The organism is Arsenicicoccus sp. oral taxon 190 (assembly GCF_001189535.1).
GTDB lineage: Bacteria > Actinomycetota > Actinomycetes > Actinomycetales > Dermatophilaceae > Arsenicicoccus.
Genome location: NZ_CP012070.1, coordinates 2,243,028 through 2,268,692 on the forward strand (window position 1 = coordinate 2,243,028; position 25,665 = coordinate 2,268,692).

Annotated in this window: 17 protein-coding genes; 12 read left to right on the forward strand and 5 right to left on the reverse strand. The window is 73.9% G+C overall.

Features of this window, described 5'->3' with window-relative positions; translation table 11 throughout:
* The first annotated feature begins 37 nt into the window (after positions 1 to 37).
* From serA to ADJ73_RS10460, 8 genes are all read left to right on the forward strand, one after another.
* The gene (serA, locus tag ADJ73_RS10425; protein WP_050348211.1) at positions 38 to 1,234 is read left to right on the forward strand and encodes a phosphoglycerate dehydrogenase; all 1,197 of its coding nucleotides are present in this window, start codon (positions 38 to 40) and stop codon (positions 1,232 to 1,234) included.
* Positions 1,235 to 1,393: 159 nt separating this feature from the next.
* On the forward strand, positions 1,394 to 2,932 hold the full coding sequence (locus tag ADJ73_RS10430) for an ABC transporter substrate-binding protein (protein WP_050348212.1): 1,539 nt from the start codon (positions 1,394 to 1,396) through the stop codon (positions 2,930 to 2,932).
* A 10-nt stretch (positions 2,933 to 2,942) separates the two neighbouring features.
* Positions 2,943 to 3,893 carry an ABC transporter permease gene (locus ADJ73_RS10435; protein ID WP_050348213.1) on the forward strand — a complete coding sequence of 317 codons (951 nt, stop codon included), beginning with the start codon at positions 2,943 to 2,945 and terminating at the stop codon, positions 3,891 to 3,893.
* Complete coding sequence (locus ADJ73_RS10440) at positions 3,890 to 4,786, forward strand: ABC transporter permease (protein WP_082176916.1); 897 nt, start codon at positions 3,890 to 3,892, stop codon at positions 4,784 to 4,786. The genes ADJ73_RS10435 and ADJ73_RS10440 overlap by 4 nt, the downstream gene beginning before the upstream one ends.
* Complete coding sequence (locus ADJ73_RS17840; protein WP_050348215.1) at positions 4,783 to 5,754, forward strand: ABC transporter ATP-binding protein; 972 nt, start codon at positions 4,783 to 4,785, stop codon at positions 5,752 to 5,754. Before ADJ73_RS10440 ends, ADJ73_RS17840 begins: the two co-directional genes overlap by 4 nt.
* The gene (locus ADJ73_RS17845; protein ID WP_050348216.1) at positions 5,751 to 6,620 is read left to right on the forward strand and encodes an ABC transporter ATP-binding protein; all 870 of its coding nucleotides are present in this window, start codon (positions 5,751 to 5,753) and stop codon (positions 6,618 to 6,620) included. Before ADJ73_RS17840 ends, ADJ73_RS17845 begins: the two co-directional genes overlap by 4 nt.
* A 130-nt stretch (positions 6,621 to 6,750) precedes the next feature.
* Positions 6,751 to 8,232 carry a glutamine synthetase family protein gene (locus ADJ73_RS10455; RefSeq protein WP_050348217.1) on the forward strand — a complete coding sequence of 494 codons (1,482 nt, stop codon included), beginning with the start codon at positions 6,751 to 6,753 and terminating at the stop codon, positions 8,230 to 8,232.
* Positions 8,233 to 8,286: 54 nt separating this feature from the next.
* Positions 8,287 to 8,736, forward strand: a complete 450-nt coding sequence (locus tag ADJ73_RS10460) for a hypothetical protein (RefSeq protein ID WP_050348218.1) — start codon at positions 8,287 to 8,289, stop codon at positions 8,734 to 8,736.
* Positions 8,737 to 9,141: 405 nt separating this feature from the next.
* On the opposite strand, the gene ADJ73_RS10470 is transcribed toward ADJ73_RS10460, so the two are convergent.
* From ADJ73_RS10470 to ADJ73_RS10485, 4 genes are all read right to left on the reverse strand, one after another.
* Positions 9,142 to 10,965 (reverse strand): AMP-dependent synthetase/ligase, encoded by a 1,824-nt coding sequence (locus ADJ73_RS10470; RefSeq protein ID WP_050348220.1) that lies wholly within the window; start codon positions 10,963 to 10,965, stop codon positions 9,142 to 9,144.
* An 84-nt stretch (positions 10,966 to 11,049) separates the two neighbouring features.
* On the reverse strand, positions 11,050 to 13,035 hold the full coding sequence (locus ADJ73_RS10475; RefSeq protein ID WP_050348221.1) for an AMP-dependent synthetase/ligase: 1,986 nt from the start codon (positions 13,033 to 13,035) through the stop codon (positions 11,050 to 11,052).
* Between the two features lie 55 nt (positions 13,036 to 13,090).
* Entirely contained in the window at positions 13,091 to 13,966 is an 876-nt protein-coding gene (locus ADJ73_RS17180) for an alpha/beta fold hydrolase (RefSeq protein ID WP_172669717.1), read from the reverse strand.
* A 58-nt stretch (positions 13,967 to 14,024) separates the two neighbouring features.
* Positions 14,025 to 14,798: a helix-turn-helix transcriptional regulator gene (locus tag ADJ73_RS10485; RefSeq protein ID WP_156188205.1), complete on the reverse strand. Its 774-nt coding sequence runs from the start codon at positions 14,796 to 14,798 to the stop codon at positions 14,025 to 14,027.
* Positions 14,799 to 14,873: 75 nt separating this feature from the next.
* Here ADJ73_RS10485 and ADJ73_RS10490 point away from each other — a divergent pair, with 75 nt between their 5' ends.
* Genes ADJ73_RS10490 through hrpA form a run of 3 tightly spaced genes read left to right on the forward strand, consistent with a single transcriptional unit; the run spans position 14,874 to position 21,512 of the window.
* The gene (locus tag ADJ73_RS10490) at positions 14,874 to 15,533 is read left to right on the forward strand and encodes a hemerythrin domain-containing protein (RefSeq protein ID WP_050348224.1); all 660 of its coding nucleotides are present in this window, start codon (positions 14,874 to 14,876) and stop codon (positions 15,531 to 15,533) included.
* Positions 15,534 to 15,584: 51 nt separating this feature from the next.
* On the forward strand, positions 15,585 to 17,537 hold the full coding sequence (locus ADJ73_RS10495) for a DUF6541 family protein (RefSeq protein WP_050348225.1): 1,953 nt from the start codon (positions 15,585 to 15,587) through the stop codon (positions 17,535 to 17,537).
* Positions 17,538 to 17,585: 48 nt separating this feature from the next.
* Complete coding sequence (gene hrpA, locus ADJ73_RS10500; protein ID WP_082176917.1) at positions 17,586 to 21,512, forward strand: ATP-dependent RNA helicase HrpA; 3,927 nt, start codon at positions 17,586 to 17,588, stop codon at positions 21,510 to 21,512.
* Between the two features lie 45 nt (positions 21,513 to 21,557).
* Here the strand turns inward: hrpA and ADJ73_RS10505 are convergent, their stop codons facing one another.
* Positions 21,558 to 22,925 (reverse strand): HNH endonuclease signature motif containing protein, encoded by a 1,368-nt coding sequence (locus ADJ73_RS10505; protein ID WP_050348226.1) that lies wholly within the window; start codon positions 22,923 to 22,925, stop codon positions 21,558 to 21,560.
* Between the two features lie 332 nt (positions 22,926 to 23,257).
* Between ADJ73_RS10505 and ADJ73_RS10510 the strand changes: the two genes are divergently transcribed.
* Positions 23,258 to 25,651, forward strand: coding sequence for a glycoside hydrolase family 3 protein (locus tag ADJ73_RS10510; protein ID WP_050348227.1), 2,394 nt, complete (start codon positions 23,258 to 23,260; stop codon positions 25,649 to 25,651).
* Positions 25,652 to 25,665 lie beyond the last annotated feature (14 nt).

Sequence of the window (25,665 nt, forward strand, 5' to 3'; positions counted from 1 at the left end):
CCCGCACCCGGGCCGGACCCGCTGCCACCATGGCGCCATGAAGGCCCTGCTGCTGGAGAACATCCACCCGCTCGCCACGACCGTCCTGACCGAGGCCGGCATCGAGGTGGACCACCGTCCTGGCGCCCTGGACGAGGACGAGCTGATCGCCGCCCTGCAGGGGGTGCAGCTGCTCGGGCTGCGGTCCAAGACCGAGCTGACCGAGCGCGTGGTCGCCGCCGCCCCGGACCTGCTGGCCGTCGGAGCGTTCTGCATCGGCACCAACCAGATCGCCCTCGGCGCCGCCGCGTCGCGCGGTGTCCCGGCCTTCAACGCGCCGTACTCCAACACCCGGTCCGTCGTCGAGCTGGCGCTCGCCGAGATCATCGTGATGGCCCGCCGCCTCACCGAGAAGGACCGGGCGCTGCACGACGGCGTGTGGCGCAAGGACGCCAAGGGCTCGCACGAGATCCGCGGCCGCCGGCTCGGCATCGTGGGCTACGGCAACATCGGGTCCCAGCTGTCCGTCGTCGCCGAGATGCTCGGGATGGAGGTCTACTTCTACGACATCCAGGACCGCCTCGCGCTCGGCAACGCCCGCCGCTGCTCGTCGCTGGAGGAGCTGCTCGACATCGCCGAGGCCGTGACCCTGCACGTCGACGGGCGGCCCGGCAACGCCGGCTTCTTCGGGCGCGAGCAGTTCGAACGGATGCGGCCGCGGGCGCTCTTCCTCAACCTGTCGCGCGGCTTCCTCGTGGACTACGAGGCGCTGCGTGACGGCCTCGAGTCCGGCCACATCGCCGGGGCGGCGGTGGACGTCTTCCCGCAGGAGCCCAAGACGTCCGGCGACCCCTTCGAGTCGCCGCTGCAGGGCATGCCCAACACCGTGCTCACCCCCCACATCGGCGGGTCCACCGAGGAGGCCCAGGAGGACATCGGCCGGTTCGTGGCGGGCAAGCTGCGGGACTACGTGTCCTACGGCACCACGACGCTGTCGGTCAACCTGCCGCAGCTGACCCTGCAGCACATCCCCGGCGACCACCGGGTCACGCACTTCCACCGCAACACCCCGGGCGTGCTGGCCAAGGTCAACCAGATCCTCGCCTCCCACGGCGTCAACATCGGCGGCCAGCTGCTCGGCACCCAGGGCGACCTCGGCTACGTCGTGACCGACGTGGACTCCTCGGTCAACGAGCAGGCGCTGCGCGAGCTGGAGGCGCTCCCGGAGACGATCCGGCTGCGCATCGTCGACTGAACGCCCCGGCCGGCTGGTGCTCCGCGTGAGGAAAACCACGCCGACGCGGCCCGGCCGGACGCCCAGGACGGTCGGGTGCAGCGGCGGGGCCGTGCCACACTGAGCCCACCCGGGGCACGGACGCCACCGGGCGACCGACGAAGACACTCGGGAGCAGCCATGCCCACCGCCATCCGCCGCGCCGCCGTCGCCCTCGCGACCGCCGCCCTGCTCGCCTCGAGCGCATGCTCCGCCGGGTCCAGCACCCAGGGGTCCGGCAGCGGCCAGAGCGGATCGGACGGGGGTCAGGGCCAGGGCAAGGACACCGCCGCCATCGGGCTGGTGCTCGAGCCGACGAGCCTGGACTTCACCAAGGCCGACGGCGCCGCCATCCCGCAGGCGCTCCTCGGCAACGTCTACGAGGGCCTGGTGCGCGTCGACGACGCCGGCAAGATCCAGCCCGCCCTGGCCACCGCGTGGCAGGTCAGCCCCGACCGCAAGACCTACACCTTCGACCTGGTCGAGGGTGCGAAGTTCAGCAACGGCGCGCCCTTCACCGCCGACGACGCCGTTTTCAGCATCGAGCGCGTCACGAAGGACTGGGCAGTCTCGGTCAAGAAGTCCATGGACGTCGTCGCGAAGGCCACGGCGCTGTCGCCGACCCGGCTGCAGGTGACCCTGTCCCGGCCCAGCAACTCCTGGCTCTACGCCATGACCACGCGGGTGGGCGCGATGTTCTCCCGCACCGGGGTGGCCGACCTCGCCACCACGCCCGTCGGCACCGGCCCCTACACCCTCGGGGAGTGGAAGCGCGGCGACTCGATCACGTTGCGCCGCAACGACTCCTACCACGGCACCAAGCCCTTCTTCCGGCAGGTGACGCTGCGCTACATCAAGGACCCCGCGGCGCTCAACAACGCGCTGCTGTCCGGCACCATCGACGTGATCGGGACCGTTCAGTCCCCGGAGTCGCTGCAGCAGTTCACCTCCAACCCGAAGTACCACGTCATCGAGGGCACGACCAACGGCGAGGTCATGCTCACCATGAACAACGCCACGCCGCTGCTCAAGGACAAGGCGGTGCGCCAGGCGATCCGCCAGGCCATCGACCACAAGGCGCTGCTGCAGACCTGCTGGGCCGGTCACGGCACCCTGCTCGGCACGATGGTCCCGCCCACCGACCCGTGGTACGAGGACCTCACCGGGCTGCTGCCCTTCAACCGGGCCAAGGCCACCCAGGCGCTCAAGGACGCGGGGGCGGCCGGCAAGGAGATCCGGCTGCGGCTGCCGTCGGCGCCCTACGCCACCACCTGCGGGCAGGTCGTCAAGTCCGACCTGGAGCAGGCTGGCCTCAAGGTCAAGGTCGACCAGATCGACTTCCCGACGTGGCTCACCGACGTCTTCAAGGGCGGCAGCTACGACCTGACCATCGTCGCCCACGTCGAGCCGCGCGACATCGGCCGGATGTTCGGCAACCCCGCCTACTACCCGCACTACGACAACAAGGCCGTGCAGGCCGAGCTGGCCGCGGCGGACGCCGGCACCGAGCAGGAGCAGGTCGAGCACATGAAGAAGGCGGCCCGGCTCGTCGCCGAGGACTCCGCCTCCGACGTGCTCTTCCTCATGCCCAACCTCGTGGTCGCCGACAAGGGCATCCAGGGCCTGCCGACCAACGCGGTGGGCGAGACGCTGGACCTGGCCCGCCTCTCGCGGTCCTAGCCTGGACCCCATGCTGCTCGGCCTGCTGCGACGCGTCGGGGTCTTCGTGACCTCGCTGCTGGTGAGCAGCGTCCTGGTCTTCGGCCTGATGGTGCTGCTGCCCGGCGACCCCGCCCGGGTCGCCCTCGGCACCGGCGCCACCGACGAGGCCGTCGCCGCGCTGCGGCACGACTTCGGGCTGGACCGGGCCCTGCCGGTGCAGTACCTCGACTGGCTGCGGGGCCTGGTCACCGGCGACCTCGGGGCGTCATACGTCTCCCGCGCGCCGATCGCTCCGCAGGTCGCCGACCGGTTGCAGGTGTCGCTGCTGCTGGTGCTGGCGGCGCTGCTGGTCGCGGTGGTCGTCGCGCTGCCGCTCGGGACGCTCGCCGCGCTCCACCACCGCCGCCCGCTCGGGGTGGTGCTCGCCGCGGTCTCCCAGCTCGGGGTGGCGGTGCCGGCCTTCCTCGTCGGGGTGCTGCTCATCAGCTACTTCGCGGTGCGGCTCGGGTGGTTCCCGGCCAACGGGTGGACCCCACCGGCGGAGGACCCCGTGATGTTCCTGCGCCAGCTGACCCTGCCGGCGCTGTCGCTCGGCCTGGTCCAGGCGGCGGTGCTGTCGCGCTACGTGCGCTCGGCCGTCCTGGACGTGCTGCACGAGGACTACCTGCGCACGGCCCGGGCCAAGGGGCTGCGTCCGGGCCCCGCGCTGGTCCGGCACGGCCTGCGCAACGCGTCGGTCCCGGTGATGACGGTGCTCGGGCTGCAGCTCGCCACGACCCTCATCGGTGCGGTCGTCGTCGAGCGCGTCTTCGTCGTCCCCGGCCTCGGCTCCCTGCTCCTGGACAGCGTCGGCAACCGCGACCTGCTCGTCGTGCAGGACGTCGTGATGGTCCTGGTCGTCGCGGTGCTCGTCGTCAACCTGCTCGTCGACCTGCTCTACGTCGTGCTCGACCCCCGGCTGCGGACGGGCACGCGATGACCCTCGACCCACGGGTCTCGTTGCCCGGCACCCCTCCTGCTGCCCGCGGCCGTATGCCGGGCGCTGCGCGCCGCGCCCGCCGCGTCGACGCGTCGCTGCTCGTGGGCGCCGCCCTGGTCGGCCTCGTCGTCGTCACGGCGCTGGTCAGCTTCGTGTGGACCCCGCACCCGCCGGACCTGACCGACGGCTCCGTCGCGCTGCGGGGGCCGATGCCCGGGTACCCGCTCGGCACCGACCGGCTCGGGCAGGACGAGCTGTCCCGCCTCATGGTGGGGGCGCGCACCACGCTGCTCGTCGGCATCGTCTCGGTCGGGGTGGCCGCGCTCGTCGGGGTGCCGCTCGGGATCGTCGCGGGGATGCGTGGCGGCCTGCTCGGGCGGCTGCTGATGCGGGCCAACGACGTGCTGCTGGCCTTCCCGGCGCTGCTGCTCGCGATCATGCTGGCCGCCGTCCGGGGCGGCTCGACCACGGTGGCGATGGTCGCGATCGGCATCGCCTCGATCCCGAGCTTCGCGCGGGTGACGCGCGCGGGGGTGCTGTCGATCATGCACCGGGAGTACATCCTGGCCGCCCGTGCCGCCGGTCGCTCCTCCCTCGGCATCGCCGTGCACCACGTGCTGCCCGGCGTCGCCAACCTGGTCATCGTGCAGGCCTCGGTGGCGTTCGGCATGGCGATCCTCGCCGAGGCGGGGCTGAGCTATCTCGGGGTGGGGACTCCGCCGGACGTGCCCTCCTGGGGCCGGATGCTCTACGACTCGCAGGCCACGCTGTGGCAGACCCCGCGGCTGGCGTGGGTGCCCGGGCTCGCGATCGCGGTGGCGGTGCTCGGCTTCAACCTGCTCGGCGACGGGCTGCGCGACCTGCTGGACCCCACCCTGGAGGACCGGGGATGACCGAGCCCGTCCTGCAGGTCCGCGACCTCTCCATCACCGCCGGGCCCACCCGGCTGCTCGACGGGGTGTCCCTGACCATCGGCCCCGGCGAGCGGGTGGGGCTGATCGGGGAGTCCGGCTCCGGCAAGTCCATCACCAGCCTCGCGGTGATGGGGCTGCTGCCGCGCTCGCTGCAGGCCACGGGGTCCATCCGGCTCGCCGGGGTCGACGGTGACGTCATCGGCGCGGGGGAGCGGGAGCTGTCCGCGGTGCGCGGCCGGGACGTGGCGATGGTCTTCCAGGAGCCGATGACCGCGCTCAACCCCACGATGCGGGTCGGGGACCAGGTGGCCGAGGCCATGACGGTGCACGGCCGGCCCCGGGACGAGGCGTGCGCCCGCGCGGTCGAGCTGCTCGCCGCGGTGCGGCTGCCGGACCCGGCCGGCACGATGCGCGCCTACCCGCACCAGCTCTCCGGCGGGCAGCGCCAGCGGGTCGTGCTCGCGATCGCGCTCGCCAACGACCCCCTGCTGCTCATCTGCGACGAACCCACCACCGCCCTCGACGTCACGGTCCAGGCGCAGGTGCTCGACCTCGTCGTGTCCGGGGTCGAGGCGCGCGACGCCGCGCTGCTCTTCATCACCCACGACCTCGCGGTCGTCGCGACCGTGTGCGAGTCCGTCGCGGTGATGTACGCCGGCCGCATCGTCGAGGCCGGGCCCGTCCAGCAGGTCTTCCGGCACCCGCGCCACCGCTACACCCAGGGGCTGCTCGCCGCCTCCGACCTGGCGGTGGAGCCCGCGACCGGCCGGCTGCGCACCATCGCCGGGTCCGTCCCGCCCGCGGGGGAGCTCCCGCACGGCTGCGTCTTCCGCACCCGCTGCTGGAAGGCCACGGCGACCTGCGAGCAGCCGCCGCCGTGGACCGGGGTGCCCGACGGGCCCGGATACGCCTGCCACCACCCCGCCCGCACGGAGATGTTCGTATGACGACCCCGCCCGCCGTCTCCGTCGTCGACGTCACGCGCGACTACCCGCGCCCCCGCCGCCGGTTGCTCGGCCCCGCCCCCGTCGTGCCGGCGCTGCGCGGGGTGTCCCTCGACGTCGCGCCCGGCGAGAAGCTCGGGATCGTCGGGGAGTCCGGCTGCGGCAAGTCCACGCTGCTGCGGATCATGGCGGGGCTGGACCGCGCCACCTCCGGCTCGGTCAGCGTCGACGGGACGGACATCACCCGCGCCGGCGACCGGCAGCTCGCGTGGCTGCGCCGACGCCTGCAGGTCGTCTTCCAGGACCCCATGAGCTCGCTGGACCCGCGCCACCGGGTCGGCACCATCGTCACCGAACCCCTGGACGCCCTCGGGATCCCCGGCGACCGCACCCGACGGGTGGCCGAGCTGCTGACCTCCGTGGGCCTGGACCCGTCGGCGGCGTCCCGCTACCCGCACCAGTTCTCCGGCGGGCAGCGGCAACGCATCGCGATCGCCCGGGCCCTCGCCCCCTCCCCGGGCATCCTGCTCGCCGACGAACCCGTCTCCGCGCTCGACGTGTCGGTGCGCGCCCAGGTGCTCGAGGTCATCGAGTCCCTCGTGCAGGAGCTGGCGCTGACGCTCGTCTTCGTCTCCCACGACCTGTCCGTCGTGCGCCACGTGTGCACCCGCGTCGTCGTGATGCACGCCGGGCAGGTCGTCGAGGCCGGACCCACCGAGCAGGTCTACCGCCACCCCGCCGAGGACTACACCCGGCGCCTCGTCGCGGCCGTCCCGACGGTGCGCCGGGCGCTCGCCGGCACCACGGCGGCCGACCTCGCGTCCCCGCACGGGACATCCCCGCACGGGACATCCCCGCGCGAGGCGTGACGGCGGCGGCGCGCAGCGCCCGGCATACGGCCACCCCGGGTGAGGAGCGGGAGAGGCGGGTGGGCACGATGAGGGGGACAGGAGACCCCTGCACCGCCACGACGACGTGGCCCCTCACCAGGAGCGCACCATGGCCGACGCCCTCACCGCCCACGAGCTGGTCCGCGCGACCGGCAAGCCCGCCGCCGAGCTCACCAAGGCCGACATCATCGCGTTCGTGGAGAGCCACGGCATCACGATGCTCAACTTCCGCTACGTCGCGGGGGACGGGCGGCTCAAGAAGCTCAACATCGTCATCACCTCCCGGGAGCACCTCGACCGGGTGCTGACGCTGGGGGAGCGGGTCGACGGGTCGAGCCTGTTCCCGTTCGTGAGCGCCAGCGCGTCGGACCTGTATGTCGTGCCCCGCTACCGCACCGCCTTCGTCAACCCCTTCGCCGACGAGCCCACGCTGGACCTGCTCTGCTCCTTCTACGACGTCGACGGGGCGCCGCTCGCGTCGGCGCCCGAGCAGGTGCTGCGGCGCGCGCAGGCCTACCTCGAGGAGACCACCGGCGCCCGGCTCGAGGCCCTCGGCGAGCTGGAGTACTACCTCTTCAGCGAGGTGGACTCGATCTACCCGATCGTGGAGCAGCGCGGCTACCACGAGGCGCACCCCTACTCGAAGTGGGGGAACGTGCGGCGGGAGACCATGGCCCACCTCGCCCGGATGGGCTGCCAGATCAAGTACGGCCACGCCGAGGTCGGCAACATCGTCGCCGACGGTCAGGAGATGGTGCAGCACGAGATCGAGTTCCTGCCGGTGCCGGTCCAGGACGCGGCCGACCAGCTGGTCCTCGGCAAGTGGGTGCTGCGGGAGGTGGCCTACCGGCACGGGCTGCAGGTCAGCTTCGCGCCGAAGATCGTCGTCGGGCAGGCCGGCTCCGGGATGCACTTCCACACCCGCCTGTCCCGGGACGGGCGCTACGTCTTCGCCGACGCCGACGGGCTGACCGAGGACGCCCACCGGGTCATCGCCGGCTACCTGCAGCGCGCCGCGTCGCTGACCGCCTGGGGCAACACGGTGCCCACGTCCTACCTGCGGCTGGTGCCGCACCAGGAGGCGCCCACCGCGATCTGCTGGGGCGACCGCAACCGGTCGGTGCTGGTCCGCGTCCCGCTCGGCTGGCGCGGCATCGGCGACCGCATGGTCCGCGACGCCAACCCCCTGGAGGCTCCCCAGGACATCGACGCCACCGACAGCCAGACCATCGAGATCCGCTCGCCCGACGGGAGCGCCCACGTGCACCTGCTCCTCGCCGGGCTCGCCGTCGCCGCCCGGACCGGCCTGCTGGGCGAGGACTCGCTGGAGGTGGCGCGGCGCGGCTACGCCGCCCAGGACGCCTCCCGCGACCCGCACCTGCCGCAGCTGCCCAGCTCGTGCGCCCGGTCCGCCGAGGCGCTGCTGGCTGACCGCGCCCACTACGAGGCGGGCGGGGTGTTCCCACCCGGCCTGGTCGACGCGCAGGCGGCGATGCTGCGTGGCTATCACGACGACCAGCTGTCGGAGCGGCTCTTCGGCAACGCCGACGCGCTGGCCCAGCTGGTCGCCGAGCACCTGCACTGCGGCTGACCGGTGCAGCGGATCTCCAGCGGACACCCAGTGCCAGGGCCTAGAGTCGATCTCGTGAGCACCACCGACGGCACCCACGGCACCTCAGCCACCACTCTGCTGGAGCGGGGCGAGCCGCGAGCAGGACTGCCGCAGGCTCCGGGTGGTGCCCTCGAGACCTTCCGCCTCGAGCTGGGCGACCTGTGGGGCGCGGTGCGGGACCGCTGCGTGGCCCTCGACGACGACGGCGTGGTCGCCCTGTCCCGGCAGCTGGAGCAGCACCTGCAGACCCACCCCCTCGTGTCCCAGCGGATCGGCGAGCTGGCCAACGACCTGATGGCGCTGATGGCCGGGTGGCAGCACTTCGGGGCCGAGGAGCGCGCCGTCCTGGTCGCGGCCATGGCCTACCTCGCGGACGCCGACGACGTGGTGCCCGACCACCTGCCGGGCGGCCTCGACGACGACGACCACGTGGTCGGCGCGGCGGTGCGTGCGGTGCTGCGGCCCCGCCGTCGCGTCGCCTGACCCGGCGCGCACCGGTGACCGGGCGGGACCTCGGGGGAGAGGGCACGGAGCGCGGCCACGACCAGCCGTGGTGGTCCAGCGGGTCCGAGGGCCCCGGCCGCGCGACCTGGCGCTACCGGGAGGCGGAGGTGGAGCCGCCGCCGCGGGTGGCGCCGGTCGTCGCCGCGGGAGCCGCGGTGCTGGCCGTGGGCGCCGCCGTCGCGCTCGGGCTGGAGGGGAGGTCGGTCGTCCGTGCCACCGTCACGCCGCCGTCAGCTGTCCTGCCCGCCGGCACGGCACCCGCCGCCGGGACGCCCGCCGGCATCGCGCCCACCGGAGCGGCGCTCTCGCTGCCGCTCCTGCAGGCGCGCGCGGCCGCCGGGGTCCGGCCGAGGCGGGCACCGTGGACCACCCCGTCGGCCACCGTCACGACGGGCGCGCGTCGGCCCGGCGGGCAGCCACCTCGGCATACAGCCGGTCCAGCTGGTCGGCGCAGCGCTCCTCCAGCGCACGTCGACGCACCTTGAGCGTCGGGGTCAGCAGCCCCGACTCGATGGTGGGCTCCACGTCCAGGGCCTCGACGGCCCGGATGCGTTCCTGAGAGGGCAGACCCGCGTTGATCTCCTCGACGTGGCGGCGCACGTCGTCCAGCTCGCCGGCCGCGCCGTCGGCGAGCCGCACGAGGGCCACGAGGCAGGGGCGCCGGTCACCGATGACCACGGCGTGCTCGACGGCCGGGTGCTCGGCGATGCGTCCCTCGATGGGGGCGGGGGCGATGTTCTTGCCCTGCAGCGTGACGATCAGGTCCTTCAACCGGTCGGTGACCGTCACGAACCCGTCCTCGTCGACCTCGCCCACGTCGCCGGTGCGCAGCCAGCCGTCCGCGAGCGCCTGGGCCGTGGCCTCCTCGTCGCGCCAGTAGCCGGACATCAGGTTGGGGCCGCGGTAGAGCAGCTCGCCCTTCTCGCCAACGCGCAGCTCGCCGTCCTGGATGACGCGGCCCACAGTCCCGAACCGCACCGCCGCCGGGCAGTTGAAGGTCATCAGCGGGCCGGTCTCGGTCATGCCGTAGCCCTGGCAGACGAGCAGCCCGCCGGCCCAGAAGAACTCCTCGACCTCCCGGCGCAGCGGCGCGCCCCCGGCGGCCAGGACCGACTTGAGGCCGCCGACGGCGTCGCGGATGTTGTGCAGCACGAGCCGGTCGGCGAGGCGCAGCCGGAGCCGCAGCGAGCGGGAAGGCTCCTCGCCGGCCAGGCGGCGCCGACCCACCTCGGTGCCGACGCCGATCGCCCAGTCGAAGATCCGCTGCCGCACCGGCGACTTCGCGGCCATGGCGTGCGCGACCGCGTAGACGGTCTCGTAGAGCTTGGGGACCGCGACCAGGGCCGTTGGCCGCGCCCGCACCAGCTGGTCGGCCACGGTGCGCGGGTCGCGCACGTAGGTGTTGAGGGCGCCGTGGGACAGCACGAAGAAGGTCCAGGCTCGCTCCAGCGCGTGCGACAGCGGCAGGAAGGCCAGGCTCTGGTCGTGCGGGCCGAAGCCGAAGAACGCGTCCACCGCGTGGAGCTGGTGCAGCAGCGTGGCGTGGGACAGCGCCACCCCCTTGGGGACACCGGTGGTCCCGGAGGTGTAGATGATCGTGGCGAGGTCGTCGGGCCGGCCGGCGGCGGTGCGGCGGTCGACCTCGGCGGCCGCATCGTCCGCAGCGCCGTGCGCCGGGTCGCCGGGAGAGCCGTATGCCGAGTCGTCGGCCGGGGTGACCAGGTCGCTCCAGCGGCCGAGGAGGTCGTCGCCCGCCACGTCCGCGACGCAGCCGACCAGCCGCAGGTCGGGCAGCTCGTCCCGGATGCCGCGCACCAGCTCCAGCAGGGGCTCGTCGCCCACGAAGACCGCCACCGCGCCGCTGTGGGCGAGCACGTGGCGCGCCTGCTCGGGGGTCGACGTGGGGTAGACGGGCACCACGACGGCGCCGACCGCCAGCGCGGCGAGGTCCACCACGCTCCACTGCGGCGTGTTGGGGGAGAGGATCGCGACCCGGTCGCCGGAGGTCACCCCGTGCCGGACCAGCGTCTCGGCGAGCGCGCGCACGCGGCTCGCCAGCTGCGCGTAGGTCCAGGTCAGCGACTCGTCGTCGAGCACCCGCGTCGCGGGCCGGTCGGCGTGCTCGACCATCACCCGGGCGTAGAGGCGGGCCAGGTGGTCCTCGGCGAAGCGGGGCGCGGCCCTGCGGCTCGTGGTGGGGTGGGGCATCGGCTCTCCGTCCGCTCGTGGTCACCGGTCACGCTAGCCGACAGAGAGGCGGCCGACGCCCCCGGCCGGTCAGCCACTCCCGGGTCAGCGACTGCCCGCTGAGCGACTGCTCGACGTGCGACCTCCCGAGGACCGACCGCTCGACGTGCGACCGCCCGAGGACCTGCTGCCGGAGGACCGACCGCCCGAGGGCCGACGACGGTCCGGGTCGTCGGTCGCCAGCTGGGCGTACAGCTCATCGATGACGTCGGAGCACTCCCGCTCCAGCCGCTGCCGGCGCACGAACGACGAGGCGCCCGCGGACCCGAGCTCCTCGAGCCGCGTCGCGGTCAGCCGGAAGGCCCGCACCCGCTGCTCCTGGGACAGCGTCGAGTTGGCGAGCCGCACGGCGTCGCCGACCGCCCGCACGACCAGGGGGTCGGTGACGAGCTCCTCGGGCGACGCGGGCGAGGGGTCCCCGCCGACCACCCGGATGTGGCGGGCCAGCTCCAGGTCGGGCTCGACGATGGCCGCGAGGCAGGGGCGGCCGTGGCCGACGACGACCACGTCGGCGACGACCGGCAGGCCCCGCAACCGGGACTCGACCAGCTGCGGCGCGACGTAGCGCAGCGAGTCCGTCACGATCATGTCGTCGAGCCGGCTGGTCAGGTGCAGGTAGCCGTCGGCGTCCAGGCGCCCGATCTGGCCGGTGTGCAGCCAGCCGTCGGCGAGCACGCGCTGGGTCACGGCGGGCAGCCCGAAGTAGCCCCGCATGATCCCCGCCCCGCGCAGCAGCACCTGCCCGTCCGGGTCGATGGCCACCTCCAGGCTCCCGAGGGGGCGCCCCACCGACCCCGCCCGTATGGCGCCCGGCGCGTTGGTCGTCGCCAGGGCACCGCTCTCCAGGGTGCTCCAGCCGCGGTGCGGGGGCAGGCCGGCGAGCTCGAGCAGGTGGAGCAGCTCGGGGAGCGCGCCGGTCCCCGCGACGACGAAGACGTCCTTGGGGCCGCCCAGGTGCTCGGCGACGTGACGGCCCAGCACGGACTGCGCCACCGCGGTCCGTACCCGGTCGGCGGGGGACGGCGACCGGGTCTGGGCGCCCCGGAGGCCGTCGCGGCGCACCGCGTCCAAGCACCACGGGACGAGCGAGGACCCGAGGGGCAGGTGTGCGGCGGCCCGGCGGGTCGCCTCCTCCACCAGCCGGCGCAGCACCGGCATCGTCGTCATCAGCAGGGTCGGGCGCACCTGGCGCAGCGCGGTGCCCACGGTCTCGAGGTCGCGGACCAGGGTCACCGACCCCCCGGACATCAGCGCGAGGACGCTGCTGCCGTGCTGCAGCCCGTGGTGCAGCGGCAGCGTCGCCACCTCGTGGAGCGGGTCCTCGACGCGGAAGGCCTCGGCGATGGCGCGGACCGTCAGCAGCGTCGACCGGTGGGTGAGCACGACGCCGCGCAGCTCCCCGGCGCCACCCACGGTGTAGTCGATGAAGGCGATGTCGTCCGGGCCCCAGGCGTCGCGGCGGCGCTGCGCCTCGGCCGCGGTCGCGATGTCGAAGGGCGCCGCGAGCAGCCGCGGCCACGAGAAGGTGCCGTGGGTGCCCACCTCGACGCCGAGCTCGTCGACCGCGCTGCCCATGGCCAGGACCGCCTGGTCGTCCAGCAGCGGCGAGACCCCGGGCCCCTCGTCGAAGCTGATGACCACGCGCAGCGAGGGGAGCCGCCCCGTCACCCGGGTCAGCTGGTCCACCAGCACGCCCCCGGAGACGAAGGCCACCCGGGCCTCCGTCTCCCGCAGGATGATCGCGAGCTCCTCGGTCGGGGTGGCGGGCCCGAGGTGCACCACGACGCCGGACGCGGCGAGGATGCCCAGCTCGGCGATGAGCCACTCGGCGCGGTTGTCGGAGACGATCGCGACGGCGTCGCCGGGGTGCAGCCCGCAGGCGATGAGCGCGTGGCACACCTGCCCCACCTGCGCGGTGAGGTCGGCGTAGGTCCACTCCTGCGCGGTCTCCGTCGCCAGGTCGCGCAGGGCCGTCGCGTCGGGGCGGTCGGCAGCGCGGGAGAGCAGGTGGTCGCACAGGTGGTCGGTCATGCCGCTCCCGGTGGGGTTGGGGCCTTGCCCGACGACGCTACCGCGGGGCACCGGGTCAGGCGGGCAGGACCCGGAAGACCTGCTCCCACCGGTCGGAGGGGATCAGGTGCCCGCAGCCCTCCAGGACGGTCACCCGGGCGCTGGTGCGGCGCGCCACCGACGACGTGAGCGGGGTCGGCGGCACCAGCTTGTCGTCCTCGCCGACGACCACGCGCAGCGGGGCGCCGTCGATGCGGTCCAGGTAGTGCTGCGGCAGCGGCCGGGGGGAGCGGATGGTCTTGCAGGCCCGCCCCACGAGGGTCAGCCACTCGACCGCGCAGTCCGAGACCGGCTCGCCCGGGGCGACGAGGTGCCGCATCAGGGCGCGGGCGCTCGCGGGGGAGGCGTGCAGCGACCACCGGGTGTGGTCGCGCACCAGGCTCGGGGACGTGCTGACCGGCAGCAGGCCGCCGGGGGCGAGCAGGAACCTCGCGGTCACGGCGGGCCGGTCGGCGCTGAGCGCCACGGCCGCGCCGAGGGAGGACCCGACGAGCGTCACGTCGCCGCTGCCGGGCAGCGTCGCGATCTCGTCGAGGACCGCCTCCAGCCAGGTGGAGTACCACACCGTGAGGTCGTGCCGGGGCCGCTCCGGCTGGGACAGCCCGGGCTGCCCGGGCAGGTCCAGCGCCCACACGGTCCCGTGGCGGGACAGCACCTCCAGGGCGGTCAGCGAGCTGGTCGCGCTGGAGGCCGTGCCGGGGAGCCAGAGGTAGCGCGGGGCGCCCTCGCCGACCACGGTGACGTGGGTGGCGACGCTGCCGTCGCCGAGGGGGACGTCCAGGCGCAGCGTCCGATGCGGCACCGTCCAGCGGTCCAGCGCCGCGGAGCACCACCGCTGCACGGCGGACCGGCCGGCCGGGGAGCGGTAGGCGTCCATCACGGGGCGGAACACTACCCCGCCGAGCCTCGGGACGCCGCCGCCGTCCGACCGCGTCCCGCGGCCGACGCGCTCAGTCGCGCGGGTCGCGGCGCGGGTCGGGCTCGGTCGCGTCGGCGGCGAGGACCACCCGGCAACCCCCCGGCACGGAGAACGGCTCGACCTGCACGCTGCCCGGGTCGCCCCCGGCGGACTCGACGAGCGCGGCGGCGAGCCCCTGGTGCACGGTGCACACGACGTGCGGCACGCGCTGCGCCGCGTCGAGCATCGGGCACTGGCGCAGCACGAGCGCGTCCCCGCTCGGCCGCCCCCCGTGGTCGGTCTCGTCCTCGGGGGCGAAACCCATCTGGTCCAGGCCCTCGCGGAGCCGGTCCCGCGGTCCCTGCTGGTGCTCCACCTGCCGGACCGGGCTGTCCCGCTGCAGCGAGCGCCCCCATGCGACGCCGGCGGCGTGGGCGATGGAGCGTGCCTCGGGGAGCTCCCCGACCTGGTCGGCCAGGGCGACGGCGAGGGCGGCATACTCCGACCCGGCCTCGGTGCCGGCCACGGTCGCCTCGTAGCACCAGGCCGGCCGCCCCCGGCCGGTGATGGGTGCCCGGAACCGCCGGGCGAAGCCGGCCTCGACCAGGGCGTCCAGGTGGGTGCGCACGGTGTTGTTGTGCAGCCGGCACTCCCGGGCCGTCTCGTCGACGGTCATCGGGGCGGCGTGGCGGCGCAGGACGCGCAGCACCGACTGGCGCGCGGACGTCAGGACCTGCGGCTCGGTGCTCTCGGGGGCCGGGTGCGGGCCCTGCCCCGTGGCGTGGGCACCATCCACGCGCTGGTCGGGAGCGGGCGAGATGGACACGACCACTAGTGTAGGGAGGCGCACCCGTCCGCCCGTCGCGAGGGTGCCGCGTCACGACTGGAAGGAACGCAGGGCATGACCACCGTTGCCGAGCAGGACACCACCACCGCCCCCGGGCTGCGCGAGGACAACCACGCGCTGCTCGCCACCGTCGAGTCGACCGTGGGTGCCCTGATCGGGGCGATCGGGCAGGCCGACGCGCAGGCCTTCGGCCAGGCGCACGCGGACCTGGCGACCTGGTGCCAGTTCGAGCTGATCCCGAGCGCGGTCGCCAAGGAGCAGGTCCTCTACCCGCTGGCCGCCGGCGTGGCCGAGTCGTCGCTGCTCGTGCAGGCGCTCGTCGCCGACCACCGGGTCGTCGCCGCTCTCGTCGACGCCGTCAACGCCGCCCAGGACGCCGCGCAGCTGGCCGGCGACGCGCAGGCGCTGCGGGTGCTGCTGCGCGCGCACCTCGCCAAGGAGGACCAGCTCCTCCTGCCCGTCCTGCAGCAGCAGCCCGGCTTCCCCGAGGCGTATGCCGAGACCCGCGCCGCCGCCGACCGGCTGGCCGAGGACTACGCCGCCAACGTGGCCGCGGACGTGGAGGCGGCCCACGCGCGCCCGAGCAGCTGCGGCAGCGGTGGTGGGTGCGGCGGCTGTGGCGGAGGCGGCGGCTGCGGCTCGCACGACGACGACCGCAGCGAGGCCCAGCGGGCGGCCGACAAGGCGGCCGTCACGGTCACGAAGGTCGACTGACCCCTGCTCCACCCGCTCGCGTCCTGGTGGGGAGCGACCCCGGCGATCCTCGTGTCGCTCCTCCTGCAGCTCGTGCCGGGGCTCGTGCTGCTCCTCGCCGCCGGCGTCCCTCGTTGGACGGCGGTGGCGGCCGCGCCCGCCGCCTCCGCGGGTGTGCTCGGCGCCGCCGTCACCTGGACCACCCTCGGCGGCGTGGCGTGGGGCCCGCTGCCGGTGCTCGTCACGCTGCTGCCGCTGGGGCTGCTCGCCCTGCTCACCCGCCGCGTGGTGCAGGCGCGGCTCCGCTCGCAACCGGTGCCCCGCGCCGCTGACCCACCCGGACCGGCCGCGTCGCGGCTCGGTCCGGCGGGCCGGTCGGTCCTCACCGTCGCCTCGGTCGTCGCTGCGGTCGGCGCGTCCTGGTGGGTGCTGCTGCCGGGGGTGCCGCGGCCCGACGCGCTGCAGCAGTCCCACGACGCGGGCTTCCACGTCAACGCGCTCGCCCGGGTCCTCGCGACCGGCGACGCCGGGTGGTACTCCGTCGGCGCCACCTCCTCGCCGTCGTCGGCCACCACGTTCTACCCGAGCGGCCTGCACGCCCACGCCGCCCTCGTCGCGCAGCTCACCGGGGCGCACCCGGTCGTCGTGCTCAACGTGGTCACGCTGGTGCTGGCCGCGGTGGTCTGGCCCCTCGGGATGGTGCTCGCCATACGGCTGCTGACCGGGGACCTGGTCGCCACCGTCGCCGCGGTGGGGCTGGTGCCGGTGACGCTGGTCTTCCCGACGCTGCTGCTGCACTTCGGGGTGCTGTGGTCCAACGCCGCCGCCGTGGCCCTCGCCCCCGGCCTGCTGGCGCTGATGGCGCTGCTGCTGGACCGGCGGCACCGCCTCGTGTCGCGCATCGGTTGGCTCTGGTCCACGGGGGCGGCCGCGCTCGGGCTCGGGCTGGTGCACCCCGCCGGGCTGCTCAGCGTGCTGCTCGTCGTCGCGCCGCTGGTCGTCACGGCCGGGTGGTCCGAGGGATCGCAGCTGCTGCGGCGTCACCCCGGGGGGCGGCGACGCGCGCTCGCCGTCGGCGCCGGTGCCGCAGCGGTGCTCGCCGTGCTGCTCGTGCTGCTCGCGAGGTCCAGGCCGGTGCAGGGGCTGCTGCACAACCGGACGCGGTCCGTCACCGACACGGGGCAGGCGGTCCAGGAGATCCTCACGGTCGGCACCCACCTCACCCCGGGGTGGCTGGCGCTGGCGCTGCTCGCGCTGTGCGGCGCCGTGGCCGGGGTGCGCCGCGGCCGCGGCTGGCTGGTCGTCTCCGCCCTGCTCGTGGGGGCCTGCTACGTCATCGCGGCCTCGGTGTCCGGGGGCTGGCTCGCGATCGTCACCGCCCTGTGGGACCGCGAGCCCTACCGGGTCGCCGCCCCCATCGCGATCCCGGTCCTGCTGCTCGCGGCGACGGGGGCGGCTGCCCTGGTCCGGCTGGGCGACCGGTGGATCCCGGTGCCGGGCAAGAGGTCCGGCCGCTGGGTGGTCGCGGTGCTCGTCGCGGCGCTGGTGCTGCAGGGCTGGCCCTCTGCGACCGCGTCGGCGCGGCGCCTGGTCGGACGCAACTACGGCGACCAGCAGTGGTGGCGCACGGTCGTCTCGCAGCGCGAGGGCCGGCTCTACGCCGACGTGCTCGGTGCCCGCCCGGACGGCCTGGGGGTCATCGGCGACCCCTTCGGGGGCGGGCAGTGGGCCGGGGTGCTCGGCGGGCACCCCGGCGTCATCACCCACTTCGGCGGGGTGTGGGCGGGCGACCGCGACCTGCTGCGCCGCCACCTGCGCGAGATGAGCCCCGCCGTGTGCGCGGCGGTGCAGCGGCTGCACGTCGGCTACGTCGTCGAGGACACCGACCGGGTCTGGGACAACGACCCCCGCTATCCCGCCTTCGCCGGGCTGCGGGAGCTGTCGGACGTGGCCGGCCTCGAGCGGATCGGGCGCGACGGGACGGTGAGCATCTACCGCATCACCGGGTGCGGCGCGGTCCGGTGACCTGCGCTCCGTGCACCGCAGCCCGACGCGGCACCTATCCTGGAAGGCGTGCCTGACCAGACCCGCCGCCCCCGGTCCTCCGGCAGGAGGGGGCGCTCGCAGACGCCCGAGGAGCGGGAGGCCGCCCGGTCGCGGCGGTTGGAGCGGCTCGCGCGCCGCCGTGCGCTGGTCCCCGAGATCACCTATCCCGAGCACCTGCCGGTCGTCGCCCGCAAGGACGACATCGCCGCAGCGATCCGCGACCACCAGGTCGTGGTCATCGCCGGCGAGACCGGGTCCGGCAAGACCACCCAGATCCCCAAGATCTGCCTGGAGCTCGGCCGGGGCATCCAGGGCCTGATCGGCCACACCCAGCCGCGGCGCATCGCGGCCCGGTCGGTCGCCGAGCGCATGGCCGAGGAGCTCGGGCACCCCATCACGGGAGAGCGGGTGGACGGGGAGGAGCGGCCCGTCGGCTACCAGGTGCGCTTCGGCGACCACGCGACCCGCGACACCCTCGTCAAGGTCATGACCGACGGGATCCTGCTCGCCGAGCTGCAGCGCGACCGCGACCTGCGGCGCTACGACACGATCATCATCGACGAGGCGCACGAGCGGTCGCTCAACATCGACTTCATCCTCGGCTACCTCAAGCAGCTGCTGCCGCGACGCCCGGACCTCAAGGTCATCGTCACCTCCGCCACCATCGACCCCGAGCGGTTCGCCCACCACTTCGCCTCTGCCGCCGGCGAGCCCGCGCCGATCATCGAGGTCTCGGGGCGCACCTACCCGGTCGAGGTGCGCTACCGACCTCTCGAACGCCTCTCTCCCGCAGGCGATCTGCTCGACACCGTGGACCAGGTCACCGGGATCGTGGACGCGGTCGAGGAGCTCTGGACCGAGGCCGGGTCCGGCGACGGCTCGGACCAGGACGTGCTCGTCTTCTGCTCGGGGGAGCGCGAGATCCGCGACGCCGCAGACGCGCTCGAGGGCCTGCGGCTGCCCGGGACGGAGATCCTGCCGCTCTACGCCCGGCTGTCGAGCGCCGAGCAGCACCGGGTCTTCTCCCGTCACGCGGGGCGCCGGGTCGTGCTCGCCACCAACGTCGCCGAGACCTCGCTCACCGTGCCCGGCATCCGCTACGTCGTGGACACGGGCGTCGCCCGCATCTCCCGCTACAGCCAGCGCACCAAGGTGCAGCGGCTGCCCATCGAGCCGATCTCCCAGGCCTCCGCCGCGCAGCGCGCCGGCCGCTGCGGGCGAGTCTCCGACGGCATCTGCATCCGGCTCTACGGCGAGGAGGACTTCGCGGCACGACCGGAGTTCACCGACCCCGAGATCCTGCGCACCAACCTCGCCAGCGTCATCCTGCAGATGATCTCCCTCGGCCTCGGGGACATCGCGCGGTTCCCCTTCGTCGACCCGCCGGACGCGCGCCAGGTCACCGACGGCCTCAACCTGCTCCACGAGATCGGCGCCATCGACGCGGCGTCGGCGGGTCGGTCGGGGCAGCGGCCGCGCGGGCTGACGGCATACGGGCAGAAGATCGCGGCCCTGCCACTGGACCCGCGCCTGGCGCGGATGCTGCTGGAGGCGCACGACAACGGTTGTCTCGCCGAGGTGCTCGTCATCACGGCGGCCCTGTCGATCCAGGACCCGCGCGAGCGCCCCGCCGACAAGCAGGCCCAGGCGGACCAGCAGCATGCGAGGTTCAAGGACGAGCACAGCGACTTCGTCAGCTGGCTCAACCTGTGGCGCTACGTGCGCGAGCAGCAGAAGGCCCTGAGCGGCAGCGCCTTTCGTCGCATGTGCCAGCGGGAGTACCTCCACTACCTGCGGATCCGGGAGTGGCAGGACCTGCACCTGCAGCTGCGGCAGGCCTGCAAGACCCTCGGGCTGCAGCCCAACCAGAGCCCGGCCGCGCCCGACGCCATCCACCAGGCGATGCTGTCGGGGCTGTTGTCGCACATCGGGCTTCGCGACCCCGAGCGGCGGGAGTATGCCGGCGCGCGGGGTGCCAGGTTCGCGATCCAGCCGGGGTCGGTGCTGCACCGGCAGCAGCCCGACTGGGTCATGGCGGCCGAGCTCGTCGAGACCACGCGGCTGTGGGCGCGCACCAACGCGCGCATCGACCCGGCGTGGGCGGAGCGGCTCGGGAGCCACCTCGTCAAGCGCACCTACGCCGAGCCTCACTGGGAGCGCAAGCGCGCCTCGGGCGTCGCCCTCGAGCGCGTCACCCTGTATGGCGTGCCCCTGGTCGCGGGCCGCACCGTCGGTCTCGGCCGGGTCGACGGGCCGCTCGCCCGCGAGCTGTTCATCCGGCACGCGCTGGTCGAGGGGGACTGGGACACGCGGCACGAGTTCTTCCACGCCAACCGGCGGCTGCTCACGGAGGTCGCCGAGCTGGAGGAGCGGGCGCGGCGCCGGGACATCCTGGTCGACGACGACGAGCTGTTCGACTTCTACGACGCGCGGATCCCCGAGTCCGTCGTGTCCGGGCGGCACTTCGACTCGTGGTGGAAGCAGGCGCGGCGCGAGACGCCGGACCTGCTGACCTTCACCGAGGACGTCGTTGTCGCCGAGGGTGCGGACACCTCGGTGTCGGCCGACTACCCCCAGGTCTGGCAGCAGGGTGACCTGCAGCTGCGCCTGACCTACCAGTTCGAGCCGGGCGCCGACGCCGACGGCGTGACCTGCCACATCCCCGTCGAAGTGCTCAACCAGGTGCGCGACGAGGGCTTCGACTGGCTGGTGCCGGGGCTGCGCGAGGAGCTCGCCACCGCCCTGATCAAGTCGCTGCCCAAGGCCACCCGCAAGCACTTCGTCCCGGCGCCCGACCACGCGAGAGCGGCTCTGGCAGAGGCGGATCCGACGTCGGGGCAGGACCTTGTGGATGCGCTGGCAGCCGCCCTGCGACGCCGCACGGGGCACGGCATACGGCCCGACGAGTGGGACTGGACCAAGGTGCCGGACCACCTGCGGATGACCTTCCGCGTCGAGGACCGGCGCGGCAAGGCGCTGGGGGAGTCCAAGGAGCTGGAAGGGCTGCGGCGCCGGCTCGCCCCCACGGTCCGGCAGACCATGGCGAGCGCGGCGGCGTCCCTCGAGCGCACCGGGCTGACGACCTGGGACCTGGACACCCTGCCCGCGAGCTTCGAGCAGACGGTGAAGGGCGGCCGGACCATCCACGGCTACCCGGCACTCGTGGACCGCGGCACGTCGGTGTCGGTGCAGGTGCTCGCCACGGAGCAGGAGGCGGCGGCCGCGTCCCGGCTGGGGCTGCGGCGCCTGCTGCTGCTCGACATCACCCCGCCGTGGAAGCGGGTCCTCGCCGTCCTCACCAACCAGCAGAAGATCGCCCTCGGCCACAACCCCCACGGCTCCGTGCCGGCCCTCCTCGACGACTGCCTGGCCGCCGCCGTCGACTCGATCGTGGCGGAGTCTCCCGAGCTCATGGCGGGCGCGTCCGGCACGGTCCGCGACAAGCAGGCGTATGACGAGATCCTCCGTCGCGTCAAGCAGCTCGTGTCGGCCCGGGTGATCGAGGTGATCGAGCTGGTCGAGCCGACGCTCGTGGCGGCGCGGGAGGCGAGGCTGGCGCTGGACCGGCTGTCCCCGGCGGCGCGGGCCATGCGGGACGACATGGCGGCCCAGCTGGACGCCCTGGTGCACCCGGGCTTCGTCGCGCAGGTGGGCTTCGCGCGGCTGCGGCACCTGCAGCGCTACGTCCGCGGGATCCTGTGGCGGGCGCAGAAGGGGCCGGACGACGTGCGGCGCGACGACGAGCGGGCGGCCGTGGTGGCGACGGTCGAGCGGGAGCACCGCAACTTCGTGCAGGGGCTGCGCCCGGCGCGGGTCGACGACCCGGACGTGGTGGAGATCCGGTGGATGATCGAGGAGCTGCGGGTGTCGCTCTTCGCGCAGTCGCTGGGCACGGCGCACCCGGTGAGCGAGCAGCGGATCTACAAGGCGATGGACGCGGCGGAGGCACGCTGAGGCGCTGGCTCGCCCGCTGCGGGCACGCTGGGACGCAGGGACGCCTCAGGCGGCCCGGTCGTCGGGTGCGGGTGGCGACAGCTGGTCGCAGGGGCCGGGGTCGGGGGCCCAGTGACCGCCGGCCCAGCTCGTGTGCCAGTGCACCGTGCGGTCCGGCCCGACGTGGCCGTCGATGTGTTGCTGGTGCACGTAGGTGTGGTGCCGCTGGCAGAGCAGGGCGAGGTTGTCCAGGTCGGTCCCGCCGCCGTCGGCCCAGTGCACGAGGTGGTGGGCCTGGGTCCAGGAGCTGGGGGCCTCGCAGCCGGGGAAGGTGCAGCCGCCGTCGCGGGCGGCCAGCGCCTTGCGCTGACCGGGGGTGGCGCAGCGCTCGGTGCGGCCGAGCGCCAGGGGCTCGCCCTGCGCGCCGACGTAGAGCCGGGACACGTCCGCCCCGCAGGACAGCCGGCGGGTGTCACCCGGCAGCAGGGCCGTGCCGAGGTCGTCGTGGGCGGCGACGGGCTCCGGGCAGTCGCAGGGCTCCTGGCCGGGGTGCGGGATCCCGAAGATGTCGCAGGTCCGGTGGGGGCACGGGGCGTGCAGCGCCTCGACGGGCAGGATCAGGGTGACGCGGGTGCTGGCGCCGAGCGGCCCCGCCTGCCCGTGGCCGGCGACCTTGGTGAAGACCGAGACGAGGGCGTCCGCGCGCCGCTGCGCCGGTGACCGCTCGTCGGCGGCACCGCTGACCGCGTCGCGCCGGGGTGCGGACAGGGCCGTGAGCGTCGCGTCGACGGCGGCCTTCTCGGCGGGGGTCAGCGTCGCCTCGAACCGCCACATCCCACCCGCGACGGGGCGCATCGCGGTCACCCCGCGGCGTGCCTGCTGGTGGGCGTGGAGCTCGTCGAGGCTCTGCTCGGTGCCGAAGCGGGCCAGCATCTCGGTGCGGTACTCCCGCAGCACGGCGCGGCTCGCCTGCGCCCGGCTGAGCTCGGCGACTCCCTCGGCGAAGGCGTCGTGGAGGGCGGCGTCGGTGGCGCGCCGCAGCTCGTCGACGGTCTCCGCGGCGCAGATCGCGTCGCTCGGTGTCGCCTCCCCGCTGCACAGCGCCTCCCGGAGCGGGGCGTTGCCTCGCCGGCCGGTGGCCGTGATCGCGCGGTGCAGCGCGGCGGCCTCGGAGTCCTTGATGCCGGGGGCGCAGTGCTGCAGCCACGCCACGGTGCCGCGACAGCCGGACTCGGCGACGACCCCACGCGCCTGGGCCTCGACCGCCACCGACGCGAGCGCGCCCCGGGTGGCCGCGGCGACCTGCGCGAGCTGGGCCACGACCTCACCGATCTCGTCGCCCTGCACGAAGGGGAGCGACGCCGCCAGGGAGCGCAGGGCCTCGGCGGCACCCGCGAGGGTGTCCCGGGCCGCCGTCGCCTCCTGGTAGGTCATGCTCCGATTCTATCGAAAACGCGACCTAAAGCGATAGGTCTTGCAGCCGCCTGCACAGCAATTGACGGCATGTCATGCCAGCGCACCTAGCGTCACTGAAATGATTTGTTCAAAGCACATTCGAGAGGAGTCTCCGGGCAAGAACCAGGTCTCCTCACCGCCTCGAACGCGTATCGGAAGCCAGGCAAAAAAAGCGGGGCGAGATGCTCGCGACCGAGTGTCTTCTGAGGTCTGTAACACCTGAATGGCGCAACCGAGTCCGCCCTGTTGCGGGCTCTTACCCGCGGTGCCAGGCTCACGCCATTCGACGCCGAGGCACGAAGGAGTCCCCGATGCGAAGCACCCCCCTTGCGGCCACCACGGTGGCCGGCGCTCTCGCCCTGGCAGGAGCCCTCGTCCCGGTCGGCACCGCGAGCGCGGACGACGCGCTGCCGACCCCCACCGAGCGCACCGTCACCGACGGCCGCACGACCTTCGCGCAGGTGATCAACCCGGCCGGCGGTGCCGTCCTCAGCTACGTCCCCGGCGGGAGCGTGAAGCTGCTGCGGGTCACCACGGACACAGCGGTCCTGGCCTTCAAGGACATGAACGCCAACGGCCGCCTGGACACCTGGGAGGACTGGCGCCAACCGACCGCGGTCCGGGCCAAGGCCCTCGCCCAGGAGCTGACCATCCCGCAGGTGGCGGGCCTGATGCTCTTCAGCTCGCACGAGCGCGACGCCGCCGCGGGGCTCACCGACGCCCAGCGCAAGTACCTCGGCGTGGACCACCTGCGCAACGTCCTCAACGCCAGCTCCAACGACGTGCGGGCCAACGTGACCTGGGTCAACCAGGTGCAGGCGTATGCCGAGTCCCGGGCGAAGGCCGGCCTGCCGTACGTGCCCGTCAACTTCTCGTCGGATCCCCGCTCCACGGCGGCCAACGACTCGGCATACAACGCCGCAGGCAACGACATCTCGCGCTGGCCCTCGAACCTCGGTCTGGCGGCGACGTTCTCGCGCAAGACCATGCTCGACTTCGCCAGCACCTCCTCGGCGGAGTACCGCGCGATGGGCATCACGACGGCGCTCGGGCCCCAGATCGACCTCGCGACCGAGCCCCGCTGGCTGCGCGTCGACGGCACCTTCGGCGAGAACACCGCGCTCGCGTCCACGATGGCCAAGGCCTACGTCGAGGGCTCGCAGAACACCTACGACCTCTACGGCCACCCGACGGGCTGGGGCGAGGACTCGATCAACACGATGATCAAGCACTGGCCGGGCGACGGCCCGGGGGAGGGCGGCCGCGAGTCGCACCTCAACGCCGGCAAGTACGCCGTCTACCCCGGCAACAACTGGGCCGAGCACCTCAAGCCCTTCCAGGTGGCCCGTGACGCGATGGCCGTGATGAGCAGCTACTCGATCGCCATCGCCAAGGACGGCTCGCCGCTGACCGGCAACCGGGTCGGCTCGGCCTACGACAAGGTCAAGATCGACGTGGCCCGGGGCGCCGGCTACGACGGCGTCATCTGCACCGACTGGGGCGTGACGCGGGGCTACACCGACCCCAACTCACCCTTCGGCATGGCCTGGGGCATGGAGAAGGCGTCGGTCGAGGAGCGGCACTACGCCGTGCTGCGGGCGGGCCTGGACATGTTCGGCGGCAACAACGCGACGGCTCCCGTCCTGGCGGCGCACGCCATGTGGCAGCAGGACTTCCAGGCCGGCAAGGTCCCGATCAGCGCGGACGCGCGGTTCCGGCAGTCCGCGGAGCGGATCCTGCGGATGCTCTTCGCGCCCGGCCTCTTCGAGAACCCCTACCTCGACCTCGCGAAGTCGCAGGCCACGGTGGCCAGCAAGGACAAGTTGCGGCGCGGCATCGCGGCGCAGCTCGACTCGGTCGTCATGCTCAAGAACGCGCACCGGACGATCAGGAAGTCGTCCCTGGCGTCCTTCAAGGACCGGACCGTCTACATCCCCAGCAGCATCGGGCACGGCTTCCCCAGCGTGTTCTCGCAGGCCACCAAGGACGTCGTCGGACCCACCCTGGACGTCGAGACCGCGAAGAAGTACTTCAAGAAGGTCCTCACCGACACCCCGGTGCTGGACGCCCAGGGCAGGGTCGTGGACTACCGCCAGCCCGACCTGTCCTCCGTCGACCTGGTCCTGGCGGCCATGCGCGGCCCGGACAACGGCGACAACTTCACCGGCGCCGGCATGAACAAGGATGGCACCTTCTACCCGCTGTCGCTGCAGTGGCGCCCCTACACCGCCGTCGGGCCGCACGTGCGCCGTACCTCGATCGCCGGTGACCTGCGCGCCGACGGCACCCAGGAGAACCGGTCCTACTACGGCGCGACCTCCAAGATCGGCAACGAGTACGACCTCACGGCGGTCCTGCGGGCGGCCCAGGCCGTGCGCAAGGTCGAGCGCCGCACCGGTCGTCACATCCCGGTGATCGTCAGCGTCAAGGCCAAGACCAGCTTCATCCCCGCGGAGTTCGAGCGCCAGGCCGACGCCATCCTGGTCGGCTACTCCGTCAGCGACCAGGCGCTGATCGAGACGGCCCTCGGCCAGCACGAGCCGCGCGGACGGCTGCCCATGACCAGCCCCAAGGACATGGACGCCGTCGAGGCGCAGCTCGAGGACGTCGGTCAGGACATGACGCCCTACCGCGACTCCCAGGGCAACACCTACGCGTTCGGCTACGGCCTCGGGTGGAAGGGCGTGCTCGGCCGGCGCCGGTGAGCGCAGCGTCGGTG

Bases quoted from the DNA above. Each gene is read 5' to 3' on its own strand.
- serA (WP_050348211.1), top strand. From the start codon at position 38: ATGAAGGCCCTGCTGCTGGAGAACATCCACCCGCTCGCCACGACCGTC.
- ADJ73_RS10430 (WP_050348212.1), top strand. From the start codon at position 1,394: ATGCCCACCGCCATCCGCCGCGCCGCCGTCGCCCTCGCGACCGCCGCC.
- ADJ73_RS10435 (WP_050348213.1), top strand. From the start codon at position 2,943: ATGCTGCTCGGCCTGCTGCGACGCGTCGGGGTCTTCGTGACCTCGCTG.
- ADJ73_RS10440 (WP_082176916.1), top strand. From the start codon at position 3,890: ATGACCCTCGACCCACGGGTCTCGTTGCCCGGCACCCCTCCTGCTGCC.
- ADJ73_RS17840 (WP_050348215.1), top strand. From the start codon at position 4,783: ATGACCGAGCCCGTCCTGCAGGTCCGCGACCTCTCCATCACCGCCGGG.
- ADJ73_RS17845 (WP_050348216.1), top strand. From the start codon at position 5,751: ATGACGACCCCGCCCGCCGTCTCCGTCGTCGACGTCACGCGCGACTAC.
- ADJ73_RS10455 (WP_050348217.1), top strand. From the start codon at position 6,751: ATGGCCGACGCCCTCACCGCCCACGAGCTGGTCCGCGCGACCGGCAAG.
- ADJ73_RS10470 (WP_050348220.1), bottom strand. From the start codon at position 10,965: ATGCCCCACCCCACCACGAGCCGCAGGGCCGCGCCCCGCTTCGCCGAG.
- ADJ73_RS10475 (WP_050348221.1), bottom strand. From the start codon at position 13,035: ATGACCGACCACCTGTGCGACCACCTGCTCTCCCGCGCTGCCGACCGC.
- ADJ73_RS10490 (WP_050348224.1), top strand. From the start codon at position 14,874: ATGACCACCGTTGCCGAGCAGGACACCACCACCGCCCCCGGGCTGCGC.
- ADJ73_RS10505 (WP_050348226.1), bottom strand. From the start codon at position 22,925: ATGACCTACCAGGAGGCGACGGCGGCCCGGGACACCCTCGCGGGTGCC.
- ADJ73_RS10510 (WP_050348227.1), top strand. From the start codon at position 23,258: ATGCGAAGCACCCCCCTTGCGGCCACCACGGTGGCCGGCGCTCTCGCC.